The 25084-nt window shown below is 40.0% G+C and carries 27 protein-coding genes; 19 read left to right on the forward strand and 8 right to left on the reverse strand.

Annotated features, from left to right (window positions below):
- The 10 genes from JYB65_RS08440 to murA form a co-directional block, all read left to right on the forward strand.
- On the forward strand, positions 1 to 1824 hold a 1824-nt coding region (locus JYB65_RS08440), incomplete at its 5' end, for an MBG domain-containing protein (protein WP_206582233.1).
- A gap of 399 nt (positions 1825 to 2223) precedes the next feature.
- A complete protein-coding gene (locus tag JYB65_RS08445) occupies positions 2224 to 3435 on the forward strand; it encodes an AfsR/SARP family transcriptional regulator (RefSeq protein WP_206582234.1) in 1212 nt (403 codons plus the stop codon).
- Between the two features lie 67 nt (positions 3436 to 3502).
- Complete coding sequence (locus JYB65_RS08450; RefSeq protein ID WP_245156638.1) at positions 3503 to 4480, forward strand: transglutaminase-like domain-containing protein; 978 nt, start codon at positions 3503 to 3505, stop codon at positions 4478 to 4480.
- Between the two features lie 280 nt (positions 4481 to 4760).
- Positions 4761 to 5789, forward strand: coding sequence for a type II secretion system F family protein (locus tag JYB65_RS08455; protein ID WP_206582235.1), 1029 nt, complete (start codon positions 4761 to 4763; stop codon positions 5787 to 5789).
- A 12-nt stretch (positions 5790 to 5801) separates the two neighbouring features.
- The gene (locus JYB65_RS08460) at positions 5802 to 6089 is read left to right on the forward strand and encodes a hypothetical protein (protein ID WP_206582236.1); all 288 of its coding nucleotides are present in this window, start codon (positions 5802 to 5804) and stop codon (positions 6087 to 6089) included.
- A gap of 10 nt (positions 6090 to 6099) precedes the next feature.
- Positions 6100 to 6588: a DUF4860 domain-containing protein gene (locus JYB65_RS08465; RefSeq protein ID WP_206582237.1), complete on the forward strand. Its 489-nt coding sequence runs from the start codon at positions 6100 to 6102 to the stop codon at positions 6586 to 6588.
- A 1-nt stretch (position 6589) separates the two neighbouring features.
- Positions 6590 to 7051, forward strand: coding sequence for a hypothetical protein (locus JYB65_RS08470; RefSeq protein WP_206582238.1), 462 nt, complete (start codon positions 6590 to 6592; stop codon positions 7049 to 7051).
- A 1-nt stretch (position 7052) separates the two neighbouring features.
- The gene (locus tag JYB65_RS08475) at positions 7053 to 7559 is read left to right on the forward strand and encodes an SDR family oxidoreductase (protein ID WP_206582239.1); all 507 of its coding nucleotides are present in this window, start codon (positions 7053 to 7055) and stop codon (positions 7557 to 7559) included.
- A gap of 29 nt (positions 7560 to 7588) precedes the next feature.
- Complete coding sequence (locus tag JYB65_RS08480; RefSeq protein ID WP_206582240.1) at positions 7589 to 8653, forward strand: type IV pilus twitching motility protein PilT; 1065 nt, start codon at positions 7589 to 7591, stop codon at positions 8651 to 8653.
- A 446-nt stretch (positions 8654 to 9099) separates the two neighbouring features.
- A complete protein-coding gene (gene murA / locus JYB65_RS08485; protein WP_206582241.1) occupies positions 9100 to 10362 on the forward strand; it encodes a UDP-N-acetylglucosamine 1-carboxyvinyltransferase in 1263 nt (420 codons plus the stop codon).
- A 95-nt stretch (positions 10363 to 10457) separates the two neighbouring features.
- Here the strand turns inward: murA and spoIID are convergent, their stop codons facing one another.
- Positions 10458 to 11561, reverse strand: a complete 1104-nt coding sequence (gene spoIID / locus JYB65_RS08490) for a stage II sporulation protein D (protein ID WP_206582242.1) — start codon at positions 11559 to 11561, stop codon at positions 10458 to 10460.
- A 177-nt stretch (positions 11562 to 11738) separates the two neighbouring features.
- Between spoIID and JYB65_RS08495 the strand changes: the two genes are divergently transcribed.
- Positions 11739 to 12581, forward strand: a complete 843-nt coding sequence (locus tag JYB65_RS08495) for a fumarate hydratase (RefSeq protein ID WP_206582243.1) — start codon at positions 11739 to 11741, stop codon at positions 12579 to 12581.
- 30 nt (positions 12582 to 12611) lie between these two features.
- The gene (locus JYB65_RS08500) at positions 12612 to 13172 is read left to right on the forward strand and encodes a Fe-S-containing hydro-lyase (protein WP_206582244.1); all 561 of its coding nucleotides are present in this window, start codon (positions 12612 to 12614) and stop codon (positions 13170 to 13172) included.
- A 35-nt stretch (positions 13173 to 13207) separates the two neighbouring features.
- Here the strand turns inward: JYB65_RS08500 and JYB65_RS08505 are convergent, their stop codons facing one another.
- The 6 genes from JYB65_RS08505 to JYB65_RS08530 form a co-directional block, all read right to left on the reverse strand.
- Positions 13208 to 14434 (reverse strand): EAL and HDOD domain-containing protein, encoded by a 1227-nt coding sequence (locus JYB65_RS08505; RefSeq protein ID WP_206582245.1) that lies wholly within the window; start codon positions 14432 to 14434, stop codon positions 13208 to 13210.
- Between the two features lie 178 nt (positions 14435 to 14612).
- The gene (locus JYB65_RS08510) at positions 14613 to 14828 is read right to left on the reverse strand and encodes a FeoB-associated Cys-rich membrane protein (protein WP_206582246.1); all 216 of its coding nucleotides are present in this window, start codon (positions 14826 to 14828) and stop codon (positions 14613 to 14615) included.
- Between the two features lie 18 nt (positions 14829 to 14846).
- Positions 14847 to 17000 carry a ferrous iron transport protein B gene (gene feoB, locus JYB65_RS08515; protein ID WP_206582247.1) on the reverse strand — a complete coding sequence of 718 codons (2154 nt, stop codon included), beginning with the start codon at positions 16998 to 17000 and terminating at the stop codon, positions 14847 to 14849.
- A 98-nt stretch (positions 17001 to 17098) separates the two neighbouring features.
- Entirely contained in the window at positions 17099 to 17326 is a 228-nt protein-coding gene (locus tag JYB65_RS08520) for a FeoA family protein (protein WP_206582248.1), read from the reverse strand.
- Between the two features lie 17 nt (positions 17327 to 17343).
- The gene (locus JYB65_RS08525) at positions 17344 to 17568 is read right to left on the reverse strand and encodes a FeoA family protein (protein WP_206582249.1); all 225 of its coding nucleotides are present in this window, start codon (positions 17566 to 17568) and stop codon (positions 17344 to 17346) included.
- A 221-nt stretch (positions 17569 to 17789) separates the two neighbouring features.
- Positions 17790 to 18614, reverse strand: coding sequence for an undecaprenyl-diphosphate phosphatase (locus JYB65_RS08530; RefSeq protein ID WP_206582250.1), 825 nt, complete (start codon positions 18612 to 18614; stop codon positions 17790 to 17792).
- 176 nt (positions 18615 to 18790) lie between these two features.
- Between JYB65_RS08530 and JYB65_RS08535 the strand changes: the two genes are divergently transcribed.
- Together JYB65_RS08535 and JYB65_RS08540 are read left to right on the forward strand one after the other, a co-directional pair.
- A complete protein-coding gene (locus JYB65_RS08535; RefSeq protein ID WP_206582251.1) occupies positions 18791 to 19918 on the forward strand; it encodes a YibE/F family protein in 1128 nt (375 codons plus the stop codon).
- A complete protein-coding gene (locus JYB65_RS08540; RefSeq protein WP_206582252.1) occupies positions 19912 to 20700 on the forward strand; it encodes a YibE/F family protein in 789 nt (262 codons plus the stop codon). Before JYB65_RS08535 ends, JYB65_RS08540 begins: the two co-directional genes overlap by 7 nt.
- Before the next feature lie 137 nt (positions 20701 to 20837).
- Here the strand turns inward: JYB65_RS08540 and JYB65_RS08545 are convergent, their stop codons facing one another.
- Positions 20838 to 21188: a DUF2325 domain-containing protein gene (locus JYB65_RS08545; protein ID WP_206582253.1), complete on the reverse strand. Its 351-nt coding sequence runs from the start codon at positions 21186 to 21188 to the stop codon at positions 20838 to 20840.
- 415 nt (positions 21189 to 21603) lie between these two features.
- Between JYB65_RS08545 and JYB65_RS08550 the strand changes: the two genes are divergently transcribed.
- From JYB65_RS08550 to JYB65_RS08570, 5 genes are all read left to right on the forward strand, one after another.
- Positions 21604 to 21909 carry a hypothetical protein gene (locus JYB65_RS08550; RefSeq protein WP_206582254.1) on the forward strand — a complete coding sequence of 102 codons (306 nt, stop codon included), beginning with the start codon at positions 21604 to 21606 and terminating at the stop codon, positions 21907 to 21909.
- Positions 21910 to 21974: 65 nt separating this feature from the next.
- A complete protein-coding gene (locus JYB65_RS08555; RefSeq protein ID WP_206582255.1) occupies positions 21975 to 22964 on the forward strand; it encodes a metal ABC transporter substrate-binding protein in 990 nt (329 codons plus the stop codon).
- Positions 22964 to 23644 carry a metal ABC transporter ATP-binding protein gene (locus JYB65_RS08560; protein WP_206582256.1) on the forward strand — a complete coding sequence of 227 codons (681 nt, stop codon included), beginning with the start codon at positions 22964 to 22966 and terminating at the stop codon, positions 23642 to 23644. Before JYB65_RS08555 ends, JYB65_RS08560 begins: the two co-directional genes overlap by 1 nt.
- The gene (locus tag JYB65_RS08565; RefSeq protein ID WP_206582257.1) at positions 23637 to 24458 is read left to right on the forward strand and encodes a metal ABC transporter permease; all 822 of its coding nucleotides are present in this window, start codon (positions 23637 to 23639) and stop codon (positions 24456 to 24458) included. The genes JYB65_RS08560 and JYB65_RS08565 overlap by 8 nt, the downstream gene beginning before the upstream one ends.
- A 9-nt stretch (positions 24459 to 24467) precedes the next feature.
- Entirely contained in the window at positions 24468 to 25004 is a 537-nt protein-coding gene (locus JYB65_RS08570) for a TIGR03943 family putative permease subunit (protein ID WP_206582258.1), read from the forward strand.
- The last annotated feature ends 80 nt before the right edge of the window (positions 25005 to 25084 follow it).

Consider the following 25084-nt stretch of genomic DNA (forward strand, 5'->3'; position numbering starts at 1 on the left):
GTGACCATTACTGTAGATAATGCAAGCAAGGGATACGGAGCGGCAGACCCAACGTTCACCGGAACAGTTGGTGAATTGGTAGCAGCAGGAGACCTTGGAACAGTAACGTATACTAGAACAAACAGTGATGTGAACGACATCGGAACTTATGCCGATGTTATCACAGCAAACTATACGCCAAATGGCAACTACAATGTAACGGTAGTAAACGGAGACTTTGAAATCACAGCACTTCCGATGAGCGACGTAACGGCAGCAGGCTATGCAGCCCCATATGACGGAATAGCTCATGGAATCACCGTAAGCGGAGCGCCGGACGGAGCAACCATCGAGTATAGCTTAGATGGAGCAACGAACTGGACGACAGCTAATCCGACTTACACGGATGTGACGGCGGCAACACCGGTGTACTACAGAGTAAGCAAAGTAGGCTATGCAACAGTAACCGGAAGCAAGACAGTAGAAATCACAGCAAAAGCAGTGACCATTACTGTAGATAATGCAAGCAAGGGATACGGAGCGGCAGACCCAACGTTCACCGGAACAGTTGGTGAATTGGTAGCAGCAGGAGACCTTGGAACAGTAACGTATACTAGAACAAATAGTGATGTGAATACAGTAGGTAAGTATGAAGATGTAATCACAGCAGCCTACATCGCAAACAGCAACTATGAAGTAACAGTAGTGAAAGGTGATTTTGAAATTACAGCTAAAGAATTAATCATCACTGCAGACAGTGCAAGCAAGAGATATGATGGTACAGCATTAACAGACAGTGGATGGCAAGACACTGAACCGACAGGACTTGTTAACGGAGATACGGTAATGTATGTATATGTATCAGGATCTGCAATCAATGTCGAGAGCAAACCAAATGTAGCGAGAAATGCGATTATATTAACGGCTGACTATGCAGAAAACGGAACAAGTTGGATTGCAAACTGGATTCAAGAAGCTATCTCCCAAGCAATGACTTTAGATGAAGCTATAACTAGTATAAGAGGAGAAATAGGTGCAGCAGATGTAACTTCAAACTATGCCATCACTTATGTTGACGGAACCTTGACCATTACTAGCGGAGGCGGTGGCGGTGGCCATAATAACGGTGGCGGTTCCACAACAATCCAGGATGAAGACGTTCCGTTAGCAGGAACTCCTGAACTTAATAAAGCGGATCACTTCAACTATATTAAGGGATATGAGGATGGAAAAGTTAAGGCTCAGAATAATATTACAAGAGAAGAAGTGGCAACCATCTTCTACAGATTATTGACAGATTCTTCAAGAGCAATTTACTTCACACAGGATGAAGATTTCAGTGATGTTGCTTCTAACAGATGGTCCTTAAATGCTATCGCAACGTTAGCAAACGGCGGAATCATTGAAGGATACAATGATGGAACATTTGGTGCAACAAAAGCAATCACAAGGGCTGAATTTGCGACAATCGCATCCAGATTTGACACCCTTGAAGACGGAGACGGAACAACCTTTAGTGATATTTCAGGCAATTGGGCCGAAAAGTATATCAAGTCTGCTGCAAAGAAGGGCTGGATTACAGGTTACAATGATGGAACATTCAAGCCAACCCAAAATATCACAAGAGCAGAAGCAATGACTTTAATCAATAGAGTTCTTGATAGAAGAGTGAACGAAGCCGGTCTAATCGATGGATATAAAGTATTCCCGGATAACAAGTCGACGGATTGGTTCTACTATCAGGTAATTGAAGCTACAAATAACCATGACTATGCAGAAAGACAGAGCATGTCTGACATGGAAACTTGGACCAAGATCAAAGAAGATAAGACTTGGACAGAATAATGTAGCGTACAGATTTTAAGTATACCCTTTCAACAAGCGAAAGCGAGCAGGATTTTCCTGCTCGTTTTTATATGGGGTAAAAAATCATATATTCTTTTCATAGTAGAAAATATAAGTAACATTTGCTTGAAAAATCTTAAAAAATATGGTAAAATTTAAGAAAAAAATATGGGATAAGACTGCTTTGGAAAGATGATATTAAAGGATTTTTTTTCATAATAATCAAAATTATGAGGGAAGACACGTATCTGCCTGAAGAACACTGGAAAATTGATTTTTCAACGTCTACACCTTTAAATAATTATAGAATCGAATTGATTTTTTTGCTAAATTGATATATAATTATGGCGTATAGGTTGTTGACAGATTTTGTGTTTTTTGGAAAAGAGATTTAATATTATGAAGGAAAAATTGTCAGATGTAAATCAGCTAGAGATATACATGCTAGGACGCTTTGCATTAGTTCATGAAGGTAAAGTTGTACTGGAAGATGAGGGCCGGACCCACAAGGTTTGGACGCTCCTTGGATATTTGTTGGCTCATCACAATCGAAAGCTTGGACCGCAAGAATTGCCGGAATTATTATGCGGCGATGACAGAAGCAATGACCCGGCTAGGACAGTGAAAAATTTAGTTTACAGATTGCGTTGCATGCTTGCTGACAGTGAGCTTCCGGAGCAAAACTACATATTGCAAAAAGGCGGCATTTATGGGTGGAATATAGAATTAAATTACACCATTGATGTGAATGAGTTTACTAATAAGTATCAAACTGCGGTGAGAATGCATGATGATCCCGATGGAGCATTGAAATTATATTTGGAAGCATTGCGGCTATATAAAGGCAAATTTATGCCTCATGCGGCCTATGATGAGTGGGCGGTTACTCTAACCACCTACTATCATCGAGTATTTTTAGATGCTGTTTTTTCAACTTATAAATTGTTGGAGCAAAAGCAGGACTTTACTACAATGCTGCCTATTTGTGAAAAAGCAATTTCTATTGACCCTTATGAGGAAGAAGTTTATAAAATTTATATACATTGTCTAACAAAGCTGGGACGACATAAAGATGCACTTTCTGCATATGAGGCGATTACAAGCCGATTATATGATGATATGGGTGTAAACCCTTCGAAAGAACTGAGGAGTTTATATCGAGAAATTGTTAAAACGTTGAAAAGCGTAGAAACCGATATCATGATTATTAAGGAAGATTTGAACGAAGGCGGAAACGTCAACTGCTGTTACTATTGCCCTTATGAAATTTTCAAGGATATCTATCGATTTATAGCAAGAGGTGTGGAGCGTACAGGGACTTCTTTCTTTATCATGCTTTGTACTTTAACGGACAATAAGGATGAAATGCCAAGTATACAGTACCTTGGGGAAGCCATGGAAAACTTGAAGTTTTGTATTGGAACCAGTTTACGTAAAAGTGACGTTTTTGCGAGGTACAGCAATTCACAGTATGTTATCATGTTGCCGGGAACCTCTTACGAGAATGGACAAATGGTGGGTGAAAGAATTTTGAATTCATATAAAAAAAATAAGAGCAGTAAGCATGTAAAATTACATTATAAGCTTAATCCGCTCGATCCCAAAATCTAATACTTGGTTTTAATATTTGTTTTCAGACAAGATTATAGTTAAGAATAATAGAATTAAGGTGATTAAAATGATTGTTGCGAAAAAACGAATAATGGTTTGCTTGATTGCAATTACAGTGATGGTCACTCCTTGTCTCACTGCGTGTGGACAGGAAAATGAACTCACAGAAAAAGTAATTGCGGCAGAAGAAGTTATCATAGAAGGTGAAGCCGTACCTCTTGCCAATGTTCCTGAAAAAGCAACAATTCTCGTTCCGATTGCTTCAGGCACGACGACTTATGAAGGCGGGAGTGTTTTGATGGATGCTTCCAATACTAGTCAAGGCTATGTCATGATTAAATATACTGGGAAGAATGACAAAATTAAAGTACAGGTAACAAAGGGCTCCGGAACCACGTATACATATAACTTAAATGCCAGAGATGCATATGAGGTTTTTCCGCTTACGGAAGGCGATGGAAGCTATAGTGTCAAGGTTTTTGAGAATCTATCCGGATCTAAATATTCGCAAGCTTTCAGCAAGAGTGTGAACGTAAAGCTTACCAATCAATTTCTTCCGTTCCTTTATCCGAACCAATATGTGAACTTTACAGCAAATAGCGAGACGGTGAAACAAGGTTTAGAAGTTACAAAGGATACGAAAGATGATTTGAAAAAAGTGGAACTGGTTTATGACTATGTGGTAGGAGGTTTTACGTACGATAAAGTAAAAGCAAAAACGGTTGCTTCGGGATATTTACCGGAGGTAGACAATGTTCTTGCGAAAAAGAAGGGCATTTGTTTTGATTATGCGGCAGTAATGACTACCATGCTCCGCTCACAGAACATTCCATGCAAGCTTGTAGTCGGGTATACCGGAGACATTTATCATGCTTGGATTAATGTTTATACGGATGAGTCCGGATGGGTAGACGGAATGATTTTCTTTGACGGAAATAAGTGGCAAATGATGGACCCTACCTTTGCATCATCAGGTAAAAAGAGCGAGTCTATCATGAAATATATAGGAGATGGAAGTAATTATACAGCGAAGTATGCGTATTAGCTGGAATAAAGGAACAGGAGGGCAGATGTAATATTTGCCCTTTTTCAGCATCTGACCTACCAACAATTTATTTTATAAATTGGGTTAGGTCATTCTACGATAAAAATCTATGCTTTAAAAAACATGATTTTTCAGCATCTGACCTACCAACAATTTACTTCATAAATTGGGTTAGGTCATTCTACGATAAAAATCTATGCTTTAAAAAAACATGATTTTTCAGCATCTGACCTACCAACAATTTACTTCATAAATTGGGTTAGGTCATTAAGGAGAGAAAATGAGAGCGAGAGAATTATCAGCATTTTGCATGCAGATATCATTTCTATTGGATGCAGGCATTTCTCTTGATGGAGGCCTTGCTATAGTAGCGGAGGATGCGTCTACAGCAAAAGAAAAGAATATGCTTATGAAAATGTCAGAGGAAGTTGAACTGGGAGATTCTTTAGCGACAGTGCTTGAAAGGACTCAAGAATTTCCTCCTTACGTTGTCAAAATGGCGCAAGTGGGGCAGGAAACAGGGACGTTGGAAGTAGTGATGCGCTCTCTTGCCGATTATTATGATAAAGAGAGTACGATGGCAGAAAACATAAAAAATGCCATCACCTATCCCATGATTATGATTTTCATGTTGATTCTGGTTTTGTTTGTGTTGCTTACGAAGGTGATGCCGATCTTTGAGGGAGTTTATGAACAGCTCGGTGCCCAATTGTCTCCTCTGACCAAAAGTGCGGTTCAGGTGGGAACTATTGCTAGCGGCATTGCTTTGGCTGTTATATTAACTCTAGGTCTCTCCGCCTTGTTCATTGCTTTCTTTTCGAGAAAAGGAAACCAGCTGAAGTGGACAGAACAGCTTATTAGGTTGATAAAGGAGAAGAGCAGTATCGCCGGAATGTTGGCAAAGCGAAGATTTACGGCTATATTAGCAATATCCATAAAAAGTGGATTAGAAACCGATAAGGGTGTTGAGATGGCTGCTGAATTAATCAACCAATCTAAAATTCATGAAAAAATAGTACACTGTAAAGAAGAACTTGTTTCAGGAACAAATCTTTATGATGCATTAAAGGCAACAGAAATCTTTAAAGGAATGGACTTGCAAATGATAAAAGTCGGCAGCCGCTCCGGAAAGTTAGATGCGGTTTTCGACCAACTGTCTAAAACCTATGAAGAAGAGGCAGATCAGCTTATTGACAGCAAGATCGCCAGATTTGAACCGACCATGGTTATTATATTAGCTATAACTGTTGGCTTGATCTTACTCTCTGTTATGATGCCACTGGTAGGTATCATGGCGGCAATAGGTTAGGAGTGAGTGTATATGAAGAATTACATCGTATCAATAGCCGCTTTTTTATGCATCCTATCTGTATTTTTATATGCTGTATCAGGACTTTCGCAGCGATCCGTGATAGAAGGAGCTGTTACATTAGAAAATGCCATTAAACGTGCATCGGTGCAATGTTATGCTATTGAGGGACGATATCCGTCTTCTGTAGAGTATCTGGTAAAAAATTATGGGCTTCAAATTGATGAAAAAAAATATGCCGTATTCTATGAAGGCTTTGCATCAAATATAATGCCTGACATTACCGTTAGTGTTCGATAGGAGTGGCAGGATGGGAAAAAACCAGAAAACAGGCAGGCGTCAGTCTGTACAATTTTTATTTATGATGGTACTGTTCTTTGCAATGTCGATCTGCGCGTTATTTACGATATTACTTGGGGCGCAGGTATATCAAAATATAACAGACCGTATGGAACAAAATTTTGTCGGAACCACGGCGTTGTCGTATATCTCCAATAAGGTCAAGCAGGGGGATGAAGCTGGAATGGTTTCTGTTGTGACAATAGAAGGAACCTCGGTATTAAAAATCAATCAGATTTATGGGGAAGACATATACAGTACGCTGATATATTATAGAGATGGACAGATAAAAGAATTGTTTAGTAAAGAAGACAGCGGACTCACTTTAGATGATGGGATGGACATCATGAAATCGGAAGGCATCCACTTTAAGCTGCTTAAAAAAAATCTGCTGGAGGTGGAGACCGACGGTAAAAATAGCGGTTCAATGATTCTGACCTTGCGAAGCGGGGAGGTCTGACATGCGCAATAGAAATTACGCCAAATCTCAATTATTCCTTATGGAGTTCATTGTAGTTATCTTGTTTTTCGCTCTGTGTGCTTCCATTTGCATCAGTGCTTTTGTAAAAGCCGACAATATGAGCAGAGAGAGCAAGGAATTGAATCATGCTTTAATTTTAGCCCAGAGTGCCGCCGAAACAATAAAAGGAGTAGAAGTTGGAGACGTTGACAGATTATCGGATATTACCGGTTTACATAAAGTGAAAGAAAATATGTATCGCGGGTATTACTCTAAAAATTTCAAAATCATAGAGGACAGTGAAGGAAATATTTCGGACAGTGAGGATATGATTTATGTAATGGAAGTCAAACTTGCGATGGAGAATAAGATGTTGACCGCTGAGATAATGGTACGAAACAAGAACGCTCAAAACTCTGTTTGCGAGCTAGAGGTAAAAAAGTATTTGCCTGAAGAGGTGTAATATGTTTGAGTGGAGAGCAAAAGAAAAGAAGAAATCCTATGCACAAATTCAACTGGGCACTAGCTCACTTGTGCTGATATTCACGGTACTTTGTTTAGTGATTTTTTCAACCCTTTCCTTGGCCAGTGCAAAAGCCGATCATAAACTTGCACAGAAGAACCAAGAGAGTGTAATGGACTATTATGCAGCAGATGGAAAAGCAGAGGAAATCCTTAAGGAAATCAACGAGTCTGCCGTTGGATTTAAGGCTAATTCAACCGATTACGCACAGTTTCAGGCATTGCTGTACGAAAAGTTCGGGGATGCGTATGACAGTGAAAGTAATCGGTTAAATTATACGGTAGACATAAATGAAGAGCAAATTATTTTGGTGTGCCTGCAATTTTTGGACTATAGCCAGATAGGCGAAGGCAAAGAAAATTATAAGATCATATCCTGGTTCGTACAAAATAAAGTAGATTATGAGGTGGATGACAGGTTGCCTGTTTGGGATGGAGGAACTGTCTAACCTTATAGTAGTTGAATGGAGAGTTTGCTATGAATGCATTGAAAATTTTACAAAGTGCAGTGGAACAGAAAGCTTCAGATATTTTCTTGATTCCAGGCGCGGGATTTTCCCTAAAGATAAACGGGAGAATTTCTCAGCAGCCGGGCGAAATGCTATTGCCGGAGGATTTAGCAGATATCATAGCACAGATATATACCTTGTCCAGAAATCGATCCATGGATAGAGTATATACGTTAGGCGATGATGATTTTTCCTTTTCAGTGAGATCCTTATCTCGTTTTCGTGCAAGTGTTTTTAAGCAAAGAGGATCTTTAGCAGCTATCATCCGAGTGGTAAACTTTGAACTGCCGGATTTCCGGGAACTGAATATCCCCGAAACGGTCATTGATTTGGCTTCTTTAAAAAAAGGTCTGGTGTTAGTGACAGGGTCAGCCGGAAGTGGCAAAAGTACGACTTTAGCATGTATCATTGACCAAATTAATAAAAATAGAAATGCACATGTCATCACACTCGAAGACCCTATTGAATATTTACATAAACACGATCAAAGTATCGTTACGCAGAGAGAGATCAATACCGATACGGAAGATTATGTATCCGCATTGCGGTCTGCCCTCAGGCAGGCTCCCGATGTTATCTTGCTAGGCGAACTGCGGGATTATGAAACGATTCGCACGGCCATGACGGCTGCTGAGACAGGTCATTTAATTATTTCTACGTTACATACCATCGGTGCGGCAAATACAATCGACCGCATTATTGATGCCTTTCCGCAAAACCAACAAAACCAGATTCGGACGCAGCTGTCGATGGTGCTTCAAGCTGTTATATCGCAGCAGCTCCTGCCTACGGTAGACGAAAAAACAATGCCTGCTTTTGAAATCATGTTATTGAACAGTGCAATACGAAATATGATTCGTGAAAGCAAGATTCATCAAATTGATTCCAATATACTTGCGGGACAGGAAGAAGGTATGATTTCGATGGATATCAGTCTGTGCAATCTATATAAACAGGGAAAGATAACAAAAGAGGTAGCTCTTAACTACAGCAGCAATCGTGAAATGCTTGAGAAGCGGATGGAACGCGGTTAGAGGCTGAAAACACTTATGAATTTTCGTGATTATATTATGGCCGATCTGGTAATACTAACTATATAAAGAAAGAGGCCATAAAAAATATGTTTTGTCCCCCTTTAGCATAAACAAAGAAGGCTTCTTTCTTTATTTTGCGAAAATATCATGGAGATCTGAATGTGGTATTTCTCATTTATTCAAGGAATATAGAGGAATAAACTGGGTATTATTGAGAATTTATGGTAAGGTTTGATAAAACATAAAAAATGACATATAATAGTAATTAGTTCTTTTTTAGACGAAATTATTTTTACTTGAAAATAGTAAAAATAATGGTATACTATATAAGGAATTGCGTCTGAAAAAGTGAAAGAATATTCGCAATAATGTATGAATATACCAAATTTGACAGTAAGAAAAATTAACATATATAGTAAAAAATGAATAGAATTTTGGAGGGAACATTGGCTAAATATTTAGTTCAGAAAAGTGAACCACTTGTCGGCGAAGTTGAAATCAGTGGTTCTAAAAATGCCGTTCTTCCTATCATGGCAGCTGCAATTTTGACGGATGAAGCGTGTGAACTTTCAGAAGTTCCGGCTCTTAGAGATGTAGATGTAATGTGCAAGCTGCTTCGAAGCCTAGGTTCAGAGGTAACAGAAGAATATAAGTATAATAGACTTAATATAACAACAAAACAAATCCTTACAGAAGAAGCTCCTTATGAGTTGGTAAAAAAGATGAGAGGTTCCATTTTAGCGATGGGGCCGTTGTTGGCGCGTACCGGAAAAGCGCGAATTGCACGTCCGGGCGGCTGTGCAATCGGTGCCAGACCGATCGAATTACATCTAAAAGGGTTTCAGGCGTTGGGTGCAAAAATTGTTGAAAGCCACGGTTATGTGGAAGCATCTGCGGACAAGCTGATAGGGAACAACATTTATTTTGACTTCCCGAGCGTAGGGGCTACAGAAAATGTAATGATGGCAGCTGTTCTGGCAGAAGGCGTGACCATTTTGGAGAACGTGGCAGAGGAACCTGAAATTGTTGATTTGGCAAACTTTTTAAATCGAATGGGTGCTAGAATTAAAGGCGCAGGGACCGATACTATCAAAATTGAAGGCGTTTCGTCATTACATGGGGCAAAGCATTCTATTATTCCGGATCGGATTGAGACGGGTACTTTTATGATAGCGGCAGCTATTACGAGAGGAACTGTGCTGATTAAAAATGTTGTGCCGGATCACGTAAAGCCGATTATTGCAAAGCTGAAAGAAAGCGGTGTACTGATTGATATTACAGATGAAGGGATGTTGGTGAAAGGCGATGCGCAGCCATTAACTTCTACCGATATCAAAACCTTGCCTTACCCCGGTTTTCCAACAGACATGCAGTCACAGTTTATGGCCTTTCTGGCAACCGTAAAAGGATCAAGCAATGTGATTGAGACGGTTTTTGAAAATCGATTTATGCATGTCGGCGAATTAAATCGTATGGGAGCCAATATAAAGACGGAAGGAAATTGTGCAATCGTGCAGGGGGAAAGAGGCCTGCAAGGAGCGCAAGTCATTTCTACGGACCTGCGGGCAGGGGCTGCTTTAGTGTTAGCGGGTCTGACGGCCGAGGGAACGACTGAAATCTCTGAAATCTATCACATCGAAAGAGGTTACGAAAAATTCATAGAAAAATTCAGAGGCCTAGGGGCTACCATCATTCGAGTAGAAGAGTAATGATAAATCATTGATAGAAGTGTTGAATCTAAATAGTTAAATATATGTAAAGATGACAGGTAATAGAGTTACCTGCCATTTTTATGTGTATCTTTTTAATAGATTTTAATACCTGTATAGTAATGTTTTAAAATATCTTTATAGGTATATCCTTTTTCCGCCATACCGTTTGCACCGTATTGGCTCATTCCTACCCCGTGACCATATCCATTGCTAGTAAATATGATATAAGGCTGTGCATTGGAAATGGTGAAGCCTACGGTGAAGTTTGCGGAGGCAAGCCCTAAACAATCACGAATATCACGGCCGGTCAAGGATTGATTGCCTACCTGTATCTGATTGACGCGTCCTCCTTGGCTATTATTTAATATTTTTATAGTTGAAATCGAAATATCTCCAAATGCTTTATTGGGGTAAGCACTTTTTATTTTTTGAGCAAATTCCGTAACCGTATAAGAGGTCGATTCGTTTTGATGGGTGGCCTCTTTCTCATAAGGACTGTCTACACTTCTTAAGTAAGGCACGGCGGAAGCAAAAACATCTTCCGAGTTTTCTGTATGGCCGCCGCTGGAAGAGTGGAATAATGCTTGCTCTGCAAGCTGTCCGTCATAATACATCATTTGGCCTTTTGTTGAATCCACCGCTTCACAAATTTTTATCCAGCCATCTGCCATCCATGCTTCGCCCTTTAGGTTTTTCAGTTCATCGACACTGCGATATACCTGACAGTGCGTATCATTGCATAATGGTGCACTTGGATGGGCAGGCGGATTACCGCCGACACCGGACCTGAGAACTTTGGAAAGAGAATAAGTTCTAGCTGCAACAGCTTGCGCTTTAAGTGCTTCTTCTTCAAAAGTAGCGGGCATTTCTCCGGCGACGACGCCTTTCACGTAGTCCTCGAACGGAACCGCCATGGTTTGCTTTGTGGTGGTATTGTAAACATTGATATAGTCGGGAGGAGTGATTTTATTTGGAAAACTTTCTGTTATAGGATTCCCCGGGACTTTATCAAAGAGAGAATAAATTCCGTATAACGAAGCAGGAAACAAGAGCAAACAAAATAAGCAGGCCAAGAGTATGTAAGAAGCTATTTTAGCAAAAAAATTAAACTGAGGATGCTGGAGACTGCGGCGATGAAAAGCAGTTTTTAAAGTATGCAAATTCCTTTTATTAAAATGTCTTTTTTGTATTTTCATAATTTTATCCTTTTTGAATTAATTATATGAAAGGGTTGGACAATTTATGTTATACTAATTTAAAAATGGCATTGCGGAAAAATTGGACGAGCAGAGCTTGAACAATAGTATATAAAAACTTATGAAAGAGAATATTGAATTAGAACTTAATCTGAACGGAGAGGAGAAAATCGATCGATGAGGGAAATAAATGTAGAAGAAATCACGATAGCTGTGGCTGAATTGGCAGTAGAGACGAACCACCATCTTAGCTCAGATGTATGTTCACGAATTAATGGATGCAGGGAAGAAGAAACTTGGCCGGTAGCAAAAAATGTGCTGGAAAAGATAGAGGAAAATATTGATATCGCTCAGCAAGGTATATTTCCGCTTTGTCAGGATACGGGAATGGCATGTGTATTTTTAGAAATAGGTCAAGATGTACATCTTATCGGTGGAAACCTTGAAGAAGCTATAAATAAAGGCGTCAGAAAAGGATATGGAGAGGGATACCTGAGAAAATCTGTAGTGAAAGATCCGATACGCCGCGGCAATACCGGTGACAATACTCCTGCGCACATTCATTATGAAATTGTACCGGGGGAGCAGGTTAAGATTGTTTTCGCACCAAAGGGATTCGGATCAGAAAATATGAGTCAAATTAAAATGTTTCCGCCTGCGGCAGGAGAAAAAGGTGTAAAAGATTTTGTCGTACAAGTGGTAAAAGAGGCCGGAGCCAATCCGTGCCCGCCTATTGTCGTAGGAGTCGGAATTGGCGGTACTTTTGATAGAGCGGCGTTGATGGCCAAAGAGGCCTTGCTGATTCCTTTTGATGAGCCTAATCCGGATGATTATTACAATGAGATGGAGAAAGAGCTTCTGGAACGAATTAATGCACTGGGGATCGGTCCGCAGGGCCTAGGAGGCAAAACAACGGCGTTAGCCGTTAAAATAAAGACTTATCCTACCCACATTGCCGGTATGCCTGTGGCGGTCAATATCAATTGTCATGTTTCAAGGCATGCAGAACGAGTTTTATGATGCAGGGAAGGGAAATAGGAGGATAAAAGCATGACAGAAATGAAAAGATTGGAATTTCCGTTCACGAAGGAGAAGATGCGTCAATTAAAGGCAGGAGAGTCTGTTTTAATTTCGGGAATTATCTATACGGCAAGAGATGCAGCGCACAAAAGGCTGGTAGAAATGCTGGATAGAGGAGAGCCATTACCCTTTGAACTGGAAGGTTCCATTATCTATTATGTAGGGCCTACTCCTGAAAAACCGGGTAATGCCATCGGCTCAGCAGGTCCCACGACCAGTTATCGAATGGATTCTTATGCACCTAGGCTGCTGGATTTAGGACAAGCAGGAATGATCGGCAAAGGACAGCGTTCAAAAGAAGTAATAGATGCTGCGATCCGAAACGATGCGGTATATTTTGCGGCGATTGGAGGTGCGGGAGCACTGATTGCCAGAAGTATAAAGGAGTCTGAAATCATTGCTTTTGAAGAGTTGGGAGCAGAAGCAATTCGTAAGCTGAAAGTGATTGATTTCCCGGCAGTTGTAGTGATAGACAGTCAAGGCAGTAATTATTATGAGATCGGAACAAAAGAATATCTTGAAAGTCTATAAAAAAGCCTCTGGAAACAGAGGTTTTTTTATAGACTTTATACGGGACAATCCATACAATTGGTGACTGCTTCAGACCATTTGACGGCTTTCAGATATATCGTGGAAACGATTTCAAGGCTGACATGCAGTTCCTGACACAATTTTTCGACCTCTTCCCAATTCCCTTTTTCGTAATGAAGAGCAATCTGAAGAGGTTTACCTAGTACATTTTCTCTATATAAGATGGCTTCCTTAGTTTCTGCCGGAAGAGGCAACTCGTTCAATATTTTTTCCATCGAATTATTCATCAGAATATCCATCATGGAAAAAAGACCCACTAAAAAAAGTTCCCCTCGTCTCGCTGAAAGATTAAGAGGTTCTGCCATGAGCTCCAGCATTTTCGCTCGCTGAAGGGCAATCGCAACAAGTTCATCTGTTTGCCCGAGTGACATACTTCGTAATATCAGCAAATAAATCCAGGATTTAATATTTTCAAAGCCAAGTCGTACTAATGCTTCATGAATGCTGCTGATTGGATGGAGTCCGCCAAAGAAAGGTGAATTTACATATTTAAATAGCTTATAAGCCAAAGATACATCTTTTTCAATAATAGAAGTCAGTTTCTCATAAGTTGGTGTAGGAGCCTGTAATTCATCCATAATTTCAAGGTGATTGCAGGATAAGCTTGCTACATCTTTAAATCGAAGGATGGAGGGTTTGGAAAAATAATAGCCTTGAAAAAAGTGATATCCATAGCGTTTTGCTCTTTCAAATTCCGCCATATTTTCGATTTTCTCAGCTAAAAATTTTAAACCAGGTCGTTTATATTTCTGAACAATGCTTAACTGTTCATCAGGGGTTGTGAGCATAAAGTCTACTTTGATAATGTCCATAAGAGAGATCACTTCCGGATACGTGTAGCGAGGCGTAAAATCGTCCAGCGCTAAAGTATACCCTTTTTCTTTTAGCTCACGAAGCTTTTCTATGAAAGCTTCATCGGGAATAATATCTTCCAGTATTTCAATCGAGATATGATCTTTGGAGAATAAAAAAGGCGTGTCGTTCATAATCAGGTTTTTGGTAAAATTGATAAAGGCGCGTTTTTGATCAACAAGCTGTTCGAAAGATGCTACCAATGTACTTCCGGAAAGAACTGTTTGAGTAGCCACATCACTATTGGTAATATGAGCAAAGTCTATATTCGAATCCCGATAGAGTAATTCGTAGGCAAGGATATCCCTATATTGGTCAAAAATAGGCTGCCTTGCAATATATAATAACATCTGGCCACATCCTCTCTAAATAAAATACTGTGATATGGGCTAAGAACATTATGAAATATTATTTAATAAATTATATCACCGTTTAAATGTAAAATAAAGATAATAAAAAAACAGATATCGGTTTAACCCGATATCTGTCCATCCTATTCATTTCTCTTTAAGAATACCCTTTATATTTTTATTTCTGATCACTTTTTTTGTCAATAATCGGATGATCATGGCAGTGGCAGTCAGAACCTGATTCGTTGTTTTCTGAATCGGAACAATGACTGCAGCCGACGCATCCACCTTGTTTCGTTGATCGATATACAGACCGTATGGCTAAAAGAATCAATCCGACTAAGATGATGCTTATAACTATAGTTGCTGCATTGGCAGTCAGCCATGTAATCATATGTCATCCCCCCTAATGTTAAGTAGTTAAATGAGCCGCTTTTGCTTTCAGTTTATCTTGCGGTGCCGGTCTGAGTAATAAGAACAGCATTCCAATCAGAAGCACAAGTGCTACGATTGTACCGATACCGAAGGTAACTCCTCCGAATAGGAGACCACCCAGCTGATGGATGATTAAAGCAACAACGTATGCGAATAAAGATTGATAGATGATAGCAAACCAAGTCCATTTTGCGTTGTTCATTTCTCTTCTGATGGCACCGATCGCCGCAAAGCAAGGAGCGCAAAGCAGGTTAAATACCAAGAAAGAAACGGCAGCTGCTCCGTAAGGGAACATGGAAGCAATCTGGGAAAGAAGACCGGAATCATCTTCTGCAATATCGGCACCTAAACCAAGGAGTACGCCGAAGGTTCCTACAACGTTTTCTTTTGCAACCAAACCGGATATAGTAGCTACTGTTGCTCTCCATTCACCGAAACCGAGAGGCGCAAAGATTGGAGCAATCGCCATACCGATTACGGCAAGGATACTTTCTTCTTGCGCTACCATCCCAAAACCTCCCTCGGAGAAACCGAAGCTGGATAAGAACCATATAGCAGCACAAGCCAAGAAGATAATAGTACCGGCTTTGATGATAAAGGAGCGGCCGCGTTCCCACATGTGAATTAATACGCCCTTTGCCGCAGGAAGATGGTACTGTGGAAGCTCCATAACAAACGGTGCAGGATCTCCCGCAAACATGCGCGTCTTTTTTAATACGATTCCTGAAAATACTACAGCCAATACACCCATAAAATACATTGCCGGAGCCAGCCATGTGATGTGAGGGAATATAGCACCGCCGATCAATGCGATAACCGGCAGCTTTGCACCGCAAGGGATGAAGGTTGTCGTCATAATAGTCATACGTCGGTCTTTTTCATTTTCGATCGTCTTTGTTGCCATTATCCCGGGAACTCCACAACCGGAACCGATCAAGAGAGGGATAAAGCTTTTTCCGGAAAGGCCGAACTTACGGAAAATTCGGTCCATAATGAATGCCACTCGCGCCATATAGCCGCAATCTTCCAAGATTGACAGGAAGAAGAATAGGATAAACATCTGTGGTACAAAGCCCAACACGGCTCCGACACCGCCGATGATACCGTCAACTACAAGGCCTTGCAACCATTCAGCAGCGTTTGCCTGTTCCAATAGGGCAGATGCTCCGCCTTGGATGTATTCTCCGAAAAGTACATCATTCGTCCAATCGGTTACTACGGAACCGATTGATGAGATAGAGACATAATATACCATAAACATGATTGCCGCAAATATAGGAAGTGCAAGCCATCTATTCGTTACTACACGGTCAATTTTATCGGAAGTCGTTGCTCCGGTTGTCTTTTTCTGCAAACATTTTTTGATGACTTTACTTATGTATTCGTATCTTTCGTTGACGATGATGCTCTCACTATCGTCGTCCATAAGGTTTTCCAACTTAGTAATAATATCTTCTAGCTGGATCTTTGTAGCCTCATCGAAATTAAAAGATTCCAGAACCTCTTTATCACGCTCGAATAATTTGATGCTATACCAACGCAATTGATTGACGGGAACAGAAGTTTTGACAATCTCAGCAATCTCAGCCAAGGTAGTTTCCACCGATTCGCTAAAATGATGAACCGGAGTCATAGGTGAATTGGATTTGGCGAGTTCCATGGCAGCTTTTGCAGCAGCCATACTGCCTTCTCCTTTTAAAGCGGAGGTTTCAACGACTTGACAGCCCAATACCTCACTTAGCTTTGAATTGTTGATTTGATCGCCATTTCTTCTTACTAAGTCCATCATGTTAAGCGCAAGAACTACAGGCAAACCAAGTTCCAGTAGCTGCGTTGTCAAATATAGATTTCGTTCAAGATTTGTACCATCTACCAGATTGATGATGGCATTGGGTGTTTCCTGTAAAAGGTACTTTCTGGTCACTACCTCTTCCAGGGTATATGGGGAAAGGGAATAAACTCCCGGTAAGTCTGTAATAATGACGCCTTTATTTCCTTTTAATTTTCCTTCTTTTTTTTCTACGGTAACTCCCGGCCAATTCCCGACATATTGGCTCGAACCTGTTAAATCATTAAACATGGTTGTTTTGCCGCAGTTAGGATTGCCTGCCAGAGCAAGTCTAATATTCATACAATTTCCTCCTTATATTTTCACTTCAGTATTCATCTATTCGTCCAATAAAACAATAAAAAAAGTTAGTTGAAGCTAACCTTTTGTCAAAATATTCGTTAAACTTGAGTTACAATAATATTTTCTGCTTCACTTTTGCGAATTGACAGCTCATAGCCTCTCACAGTTATTTCAATCGGATCCCCTAGGGGCGCGACTTTACGGACAAAAATGGAGGTGCCTTTTGTGATCCCCATATCCATAATACGACGTTTCAGTGCACCTTCGCCGTTTAATTTTTGTACAATTGCGGTACTCCCGCAGGTAACCTCTTTTAATGTTTGCATAATTAGAACTCCTTCCCTTAGTTTACTAGAACTCGAGTGGCCATCGTTTTGCTGATAGCAATTCTTGAATCTTTGATATTTACGATGACATTGCCGCCAAGTTCGGAAATAACGGTTACTTGAGCTCCTTCTATGAAACCGAGGTTTTCAAGAAAACGTTTTGTATCATCACGTCCGTGGATGGCAGAAACCGTAATTTCTTTACCCGGGCTTGCCATAGACAAAGGAAATATATTTTGCATAATCGTACCTCCAAAAGCTTATTTTCATTAGCGTAAGCTAACCAAGTATCTTTAAAAAAGCTTCAATAACCCATCAATTGATGGTTAGCAAAGCCTAACCTTAAGGCTAGTTTACCATGGCTAACTTAAAATGTCAACAGATAATAAAAAAAATTGACGAATTAAAATTATAAATTCGTCAACTCTATTTGCGCATTGTATGGATGTAAAAAACAGCAGAACTATTCAAAGAAAGTGAAATATGCAATCACGATCAGTCCTAAGATGATTCGATAGTATCCAAATGCCTTAAAATCATTGTTCTTGATATATCCCATGAGGAATTTAATGGCAAGCACAGATACAATAAACGCCACCACCATACCCGTCAGCAAGATGGCTATTTCCATGCCGGTGAAATGAAAACCGAATTTTACTAGTTTTAATGCACTTGCACCAAACATAACTGGGATTGATAAAAAGAAGGAGTATTCCGCTGCAACATAGCGGGAAGAACCCAGTAAAATGCCTCCCAATATCGTTGCGCCTGACCGAGAAGTGCCAGGTATTAACGATAACACTTGAAAGATTCCGATCAAGAAAGCAGTTTGGTAAGATAATTCATTAAAAGAACGGATTCTTGGGGCCGCACCTTTATTATGGTTTTCAATGACAATAAATAAAATTCCATAAAGTATCAATGTAACAGAGACAGTCTGATAATTATAAAAATGGTCGTTTAACCAATCGTCAAATAGTAATCCCAATACGGCTGCAGGTATGACACCCACCAGCACTTTGTACCAGATGGACATGGTCTCTTTTTTTTCGCGCCGTGTTTTTTTAGGTGAAAATGGATTTAGCTTATGAAAATAGAGGAGAACAACTGCTAAAATAGCCCCGAGCTGTATAACGACAAAAAACATTTCCTTGAATGCGGCGGAAGCATTTAGTTCAATGAACTTCTCCACTAGAATCATATGACCGGTACTGCTTATGGGCAGCCATTCGGTGATTCCTTCGACAATTCCTAAAAATACGGCTTTTAAAATTTCAATAAAAAACATACTCATTTACCCCCATAACCTCCAGTATACCTATTTTGAGTATAATTTTCAAATTAAATTCGATTAATTTTTATAAAAAATGTTGCAGGGACAAGGTGCTTGCAAGAAAGCCGGAAAAGAATTAAGATAGGAAAGGGATTCACGAAAAAAGGAAATGGATTAGAGGAAGAAAACAGATGAATAATAATAGGATGAAAGATTTTATGAAAAAGACAGCACCGAAGTTGGCTATTATCGCATGCTGTTCCATTTTACTGATTATATTAGCCTTTAATGATTATTATTTATATAACACGCCGATCGCTAAAATTGTGGAGATAAAAGAGGACTACAGCACTTCCAAACAGAATGGCGTGTACGTTGAAAAATACTATACGCAAGATATTCTTGCTGTGATACAGAATGGTACCTATAAGGGGGAGATTGTCCGCTTAAAAAATCAGTATACGCAATCCGGTGTATATGATGACCGCTTTTCACGGGGGAATGATGTTTTTATCGAAAAGATTGAAAACAAACAAACTGAATTCACCGCAACAATCAGCGGTAAAAAGCGTGACCAATACGTAGCTTCTGCGGTGGTTATTCTGGTGGCCCTCTTAACGGCCTTAGCGGGAAGAAAAGGCATTTTCGTGGCGGCCAGTTTAGCCTTCAATTTAGTATGCTTTTATTATGCGCTGACGTTGTATGAGCAAGGGATAAACTTATTGGCGTTAATGATCCCTCTGGTCATCAGTTTTTCTATTTTGACCTTGTATTTTATAGGGGGCTGGAGCAGACTGACTTTGGTCTCTTTGCTGTCGACGCTTGCTACGGTTATGATTGTTACATTCATTTCAGCGGTCGTTTTACATTTTTCCGATAAAGTGGACTATGATTTTATGGAATATTTGCCGCAGCCTTATGAACAGTCCAGTGCAAATATTATATTTCTGTCAGAAATATTGATCGGAAGCCTGGGGGCGGTAATGGATATCGTTGTTACCATGGTTTCAACAGTGAAAGAACTCACACAGACCTCTGCTCACATTTCTTCAAAAGAACTGATTGCTTCTTGCAGAAGAGTAGGAGACGATATCCTCGGAACCATGATTAACGTCATGTTTTTTACGAATGTGGCAAGCGGCATTCCGTTCTTCCTATTGTGTCTGCGTAACGAAATCCAGTTTACAACTATTATTCGGTATAACCTATTTTTCGAAATAGCAAGATTTCTTACCGGCGGTATTGGTATCGTACTGGCGATCCCAATCTCGGCTTTTCTTGCCGTTTATTTTTACAGAGGGAGAAAAGAAACATGCTGATAGTTTTAGGAATACTGTTACCTTGTCTGATCTTGCTCTTTAGCGGAGATCAAGGGTCAAAATCGATTATTTCAACCGTTATGAATGCGATAGGTCTTCTTATTGCGATCTTCTTCATGTATAAAGGAATGAATCCTATCCTCGTGACGGCTTTAAGCTGTATCTATATTTGTGCCGTTACGATTTTCTATCAAAATGAGGTTAATATAAAAAGCAAAATTTCATTTATTTCTGTTTTGCTGGTTTTGTGCGTGATGGTTCCGGTCATTTATTACACTGCCGATGTATCAAGCATTCAAGGGTTTACGAAGGAGCAATATGAGATTACCGATTCAAACGGCTATCTGAGGGATATCGATATAAACATGATTCTTGTACAAATTTGTGTCATGATTATTGCCCTGATCGGTACGGTTATTGATATTGCCGTTGCCGTTTCCTCTTCTATGTACGAAATTTGCCATAACAATCCGGATATAAAGAAAAATCAACTTTTCATTGCAGGGATGAATGTGGGCAAAGATGTATTGAGTACATCGATCCACACGATATTTTATATCTACATTGCAGAGTATTTGACGTTAATGCTGCAGTTTACAGAAAGCTATTCTTTTGCAAAAATGATCAACTCGAAAGCGTTCTGCCAGGAATTTATTACAATATCGATCAGCGGAATCGGGTGTTGTTTAATCCTTCCGGTTGTAACGTTGATGGGGGTAGCGCTTTTGACAAAAAGAGATAAGCGTATCGATGTGACGAAAAGAGCTGCAAATAAAGGATAAGATAGAAAAACAGACAGTTGAGACATCAAAGGGAACCTCACGGCTCCCGAGTTAAGTCTTTTGTATCGTTTGAAGACATCACATCTTTGTAGACGCGTTTGCTCCGCATGGCATCAATTGAATTTTTGTAATATATTTTAGTTGTTGCCTCCGCAAGAGCAGTTTCCTTTATAGTTTTTATTGTCGCAGCCGCAGGCCATACAATTCCCGTTACAGTGGTTAGACAGAGCCTGCTTCAGCGCACAAGAACTGCTGCTGTGACATCGTATAATATCGGAGTTACATCTGGATGCTTCTTGAACTGCACTGTTTACCAATTTGTGGGAAACAGTATTCGTAAATAGCACAATTAAATCCGGTGTACCGATTTTTTTCCTGAAATCTGCGGGCATTTTAGCGAATACCTTTGCTTTATAACCAAAATCTTTGCAAATATCTTTATATTGGGTGACCATTCTTTCATTTCCCCCAACAATTACTATACTCATAGAGAAATCCTCCTTAAACACAATTTGAAACGATTGGTTAGCGTGTGCTAACTTGTGAAAATATTAGCATAGATATAAATGACTTGTCAACCTATTTTTTTATTCTATAGAAAATTATATAGAAAATTTCGTTTGCAATATTGACAGAAATACCATAAAGAGCAATGACTAAAACGCGAAGCCGCTATACTAAATATCAATAAATAAAAAACAGATTGACAAATATTAAGAAGACATGATAGGCTACCTGTTGGTTAGCAAAAGCTAACTGATCGATTAAAAAGTTTTGTCAAATTTTTTATATAAGCTTGAATATATTTGAAAGGTAGTATGGGGTTTGACAAGGAAGGACGATAAGATTATACTAGGTCCATAAGTTAGCAATTGTTGATGTATTTTTATTGGGGAGCGTTTTATGACAAGGGGAAATAATAACAGAATAATTGCTGCAATAGTGAGCATTTGTATCATGCTGACTATTTTGTCTGCAACTGGTTTTGCCCTTTTCCGCGGAGAGCATCATTGCACGCAACCCCATTGTATTGTATGCGAGCACCTGAAGGATTTAGCGAGCGTTTCCAAAGACTTGGGGAACGGAGTTGGTGCCTTTTTTGCCGCTCTTTTAATTTCTACACTTTTTTTAAGAGAACTTTCAAAGCTTTTGGGGAGTTCTTCTTCTACAATTTCTTTAATTTCCTTAAAGGTAAGAATGAACAATTGAATCACAAGGTTCGATTTTGTTTTACTATTTTAATATTTAAAAAATGAACTTTGGGAGGATTTTATATGCGTAAAATTTTTACTGTCATTGCAGCGATGGCATTATTTGTAGTACTTATAACCGGATGCGGGACGCAAAAAGAGGAGGCTGTGAACAAAAAAACAACAGAACCGTTAAGCATTGTAGCGACGATTTTTCCGCCTTATGACTTTACTTCGCAGATTGTGGGAGATAAAGCGAATGTATACCAACTGCTGCCTCCGGGAGCAGAAAGCCATTCTTATGAACCGACCCCGCAGGATATTATAAAGATACAGAACTGTGACGTCTTTATTTATGTCGGCGGTGAAAGTGATACATGGGTCGATAAAATTTTAGAATCCATGGATACAAGCAACATGAAAATCATTAAAATGATGGATTGTGTTTCGACTGTTGAAGAAGAAGTGGTTGAAGGTATGCAGGAAGAAGAGGAGCATGATCATGACGGCGATACCGAGGTACGCGAGGATTCGGAAGAGGAGCCGGAATACGACGAACATGTTTGGACTTCACCGGCTAATGCGATGAAAATCACGCAGGCCATATCGGATACTCTTTGCCAAGTAGACCAGCAAAATAAAGAATATTACCAGCAAAATACGAAGGACTATATTGCCCAATTAGAAAACTTGGATAAAGAATTTAAACAAATCGTTGACCAAGCTTCCAGGAAGGTCATTGTTTTTGGAGATCGGTTTCCGCTGCGCTATTTTGCGGATGAATATGGTCTAGAATACTATGCGGCATTCCCGGGTTGTAGTACCGAAACAGAACCTAGTGTAAATACGATAAAATATTTAGTGGATAAAGTGAAGGCGGAGAAAATTCCGGTAGTTTTCTATATCGAATTTTCAAATCACAAGACCGCCGATAGCATTTGTGAAGCCACAGGAGCGAAAGCGTTGCTCTTCCAATCTTGTCACAATGTTTCGCAAGAAGACTTGAAGGCAGGAAAGACCTATGTGGATCTCATGACCGAAAATGCAGCGAATCTGAAGGAGGCATTGCAATAATGGCATTAATTACTTGCAAAGATTTAATACTTGGATATGAAGGAAAGCCTATTATTGGGAACTTAAACTTCGAAGTGAATGACGGAGATTATTTATGCATTCTAGGGGAGAATGGTGCCGGAAAAACTACTCTAATGAAGAATATTCTTGGAATTAGTAAGCCGATCGGAGGCTCCATTCAATTCGGTGAAGGCATGAAGCAAAATGAGATCGGCTATATTCCTCAGCAAAGCAGCGCACAACGGGATTTTCCGGCGACGGTATACGAAGTCGTCTTATCCGGATGCTTAAACAGTCACGGAAGCATCGCTTTCTATAATGCGAAGGACAAGAAAAAGGTTGAAAGTAATTTAGAGCGGCTTGGCATTCTCCAGCTGAAAAAACGATCCTATAGGGAATTGTCAGGAGGCCAGCAACAGCGAGTGTTGCTGGCCCGCGCCCTTTGCGCGACGAAGAGAGTACTATTTTTGGATGAACCGATGGCAGGGCTGGATCCAAAGGCCACTCAAGATTTTTATGAACTCTTAAAAAGCTTAAATAATGAAGGGATAACGCTGGTGATGATTTCTCATGACCTACGAGGGGTGAAGGAAAATGCAAAGCAAGTGCTCCATTTAGAAAATGGTGAAACCTTTTATGGAAATCTCAGTGAGTATGTAGGAGGTGAGGAACATGCTTAGTCTTATTCAAGATTTATTTTCTTATCCGTTTGTTCAAAGGGCTCTTATCGTAGGCATTTTAGTTTCCCTCTGCGCGGCATTGCTTGGGGTCAGTCTTGTATTAAAGCGGTATTCGATGATTGGCGATGGCTTGTCTCATGTCGGGTTTGGTGCACTGGCAATTGCTATGGCGTTGAATCTAGCGCCGCTGGAGGTTGCCATTCCGGTTGTAGTAGCGGCGGCTTTTTTACTCCTTCGGGTCTCCGAAAGCAGTAAGATAAAGGGTGATGCGGCTATTGCACTGATATCCACAAGCTCTCTTGCGTTAGGGGTTATTGTCATTGCGATGACAACAGGCATGACGACAGATGTCTGCAACTATATGTTTGGAAGTATTTTGTCGATGACGAAGAGTGACGTGAACTTAAGTATAGTCATTTCGATTTTTGTATTTATTATGTATATTTTGTTTTACAACAAAATATTTGCTATCACCTTCGATGAATCTTTTGCACAGGCAACGGGAATCAATGCGAAACGGTACAATACGTTGATTGCGCTGCTTACCGCTGTAACGATCGTATTAGGTATGAGAATGATGGGGGCGCTGCTCATTTCCAGTCTCATTGTTTTTCCGGCGTTGACCTCTATGCGATTGATAAAGTCATTTCGGGGTGTTGTTCTTTGTTCTACTGTGATATCCGTGAGCTGTTTTGTGCTGGGCATCATTTTCTCTTATGTCTGTGCTACGCCGACAGGCGCAAGTATCGTTGCAGTGAACTTGGTTTTATTTATTATTTTCTCCATCGTGAGCAAAGTAAAATGCAGGCAATAGAGGTGAGATATGCGTAGAAAGAAATACGGGAAAAGGCTGAGAGCCTTTCTGCTAATATTAAGTCTACTGCTTATACTATGCAGTTGCGGTTCTAATGCCAGTGGCGGTGCAGGCACCGGCAATGGTGCTGGTGCTGACAACGGCAATGAGGCATCATTTAGTTTGTCTTCCAAGCAGAACGGTGTTATTGAGATACCGGAAGACTTTTTCTTAACTCAAGTCAATGACATTTATACGAATGCGGAGGACTACCTGGGAAGACCGATCAAATATCAAGGAATATTCGAAGCTTCAACATACGGAGAAGGTGAGAATCAGCAGCAGATCCTATATGTATTTAGAAATAGCCCCGGCTGCTGCGGAAATGACGGTACTGCCGGATTTGAGGTCTTATGGGACGGAGAAATACCTGAGGAGCATGCTTGGGTAGAAGTGGAAGGCGTTTTGCAGGCTTATGAGGATGCAGACGGAAATAAATTTTTACAGGTCAAATTAGATTCTTTAAATGTACTTAAAGAAAGAGGCAAAGAGTTTGTTTCTCAGTAGAGGAAAGACTGCAACACGCAGGATCAGATACTGCCTGCCGTCACAGATGGAAAGATTTTAAAAAAGGAACTTGACATTAT

It is taken from the genome of Clostridium aminobutyricum, from assembly GCF_017255415.1.
Classification (GTDB): Bacteria; Bacillota; Clostridia; order Peptostreptococcales; family Anaerovoracaceae; genus Aminipila; species Aminipila aminobutyrica.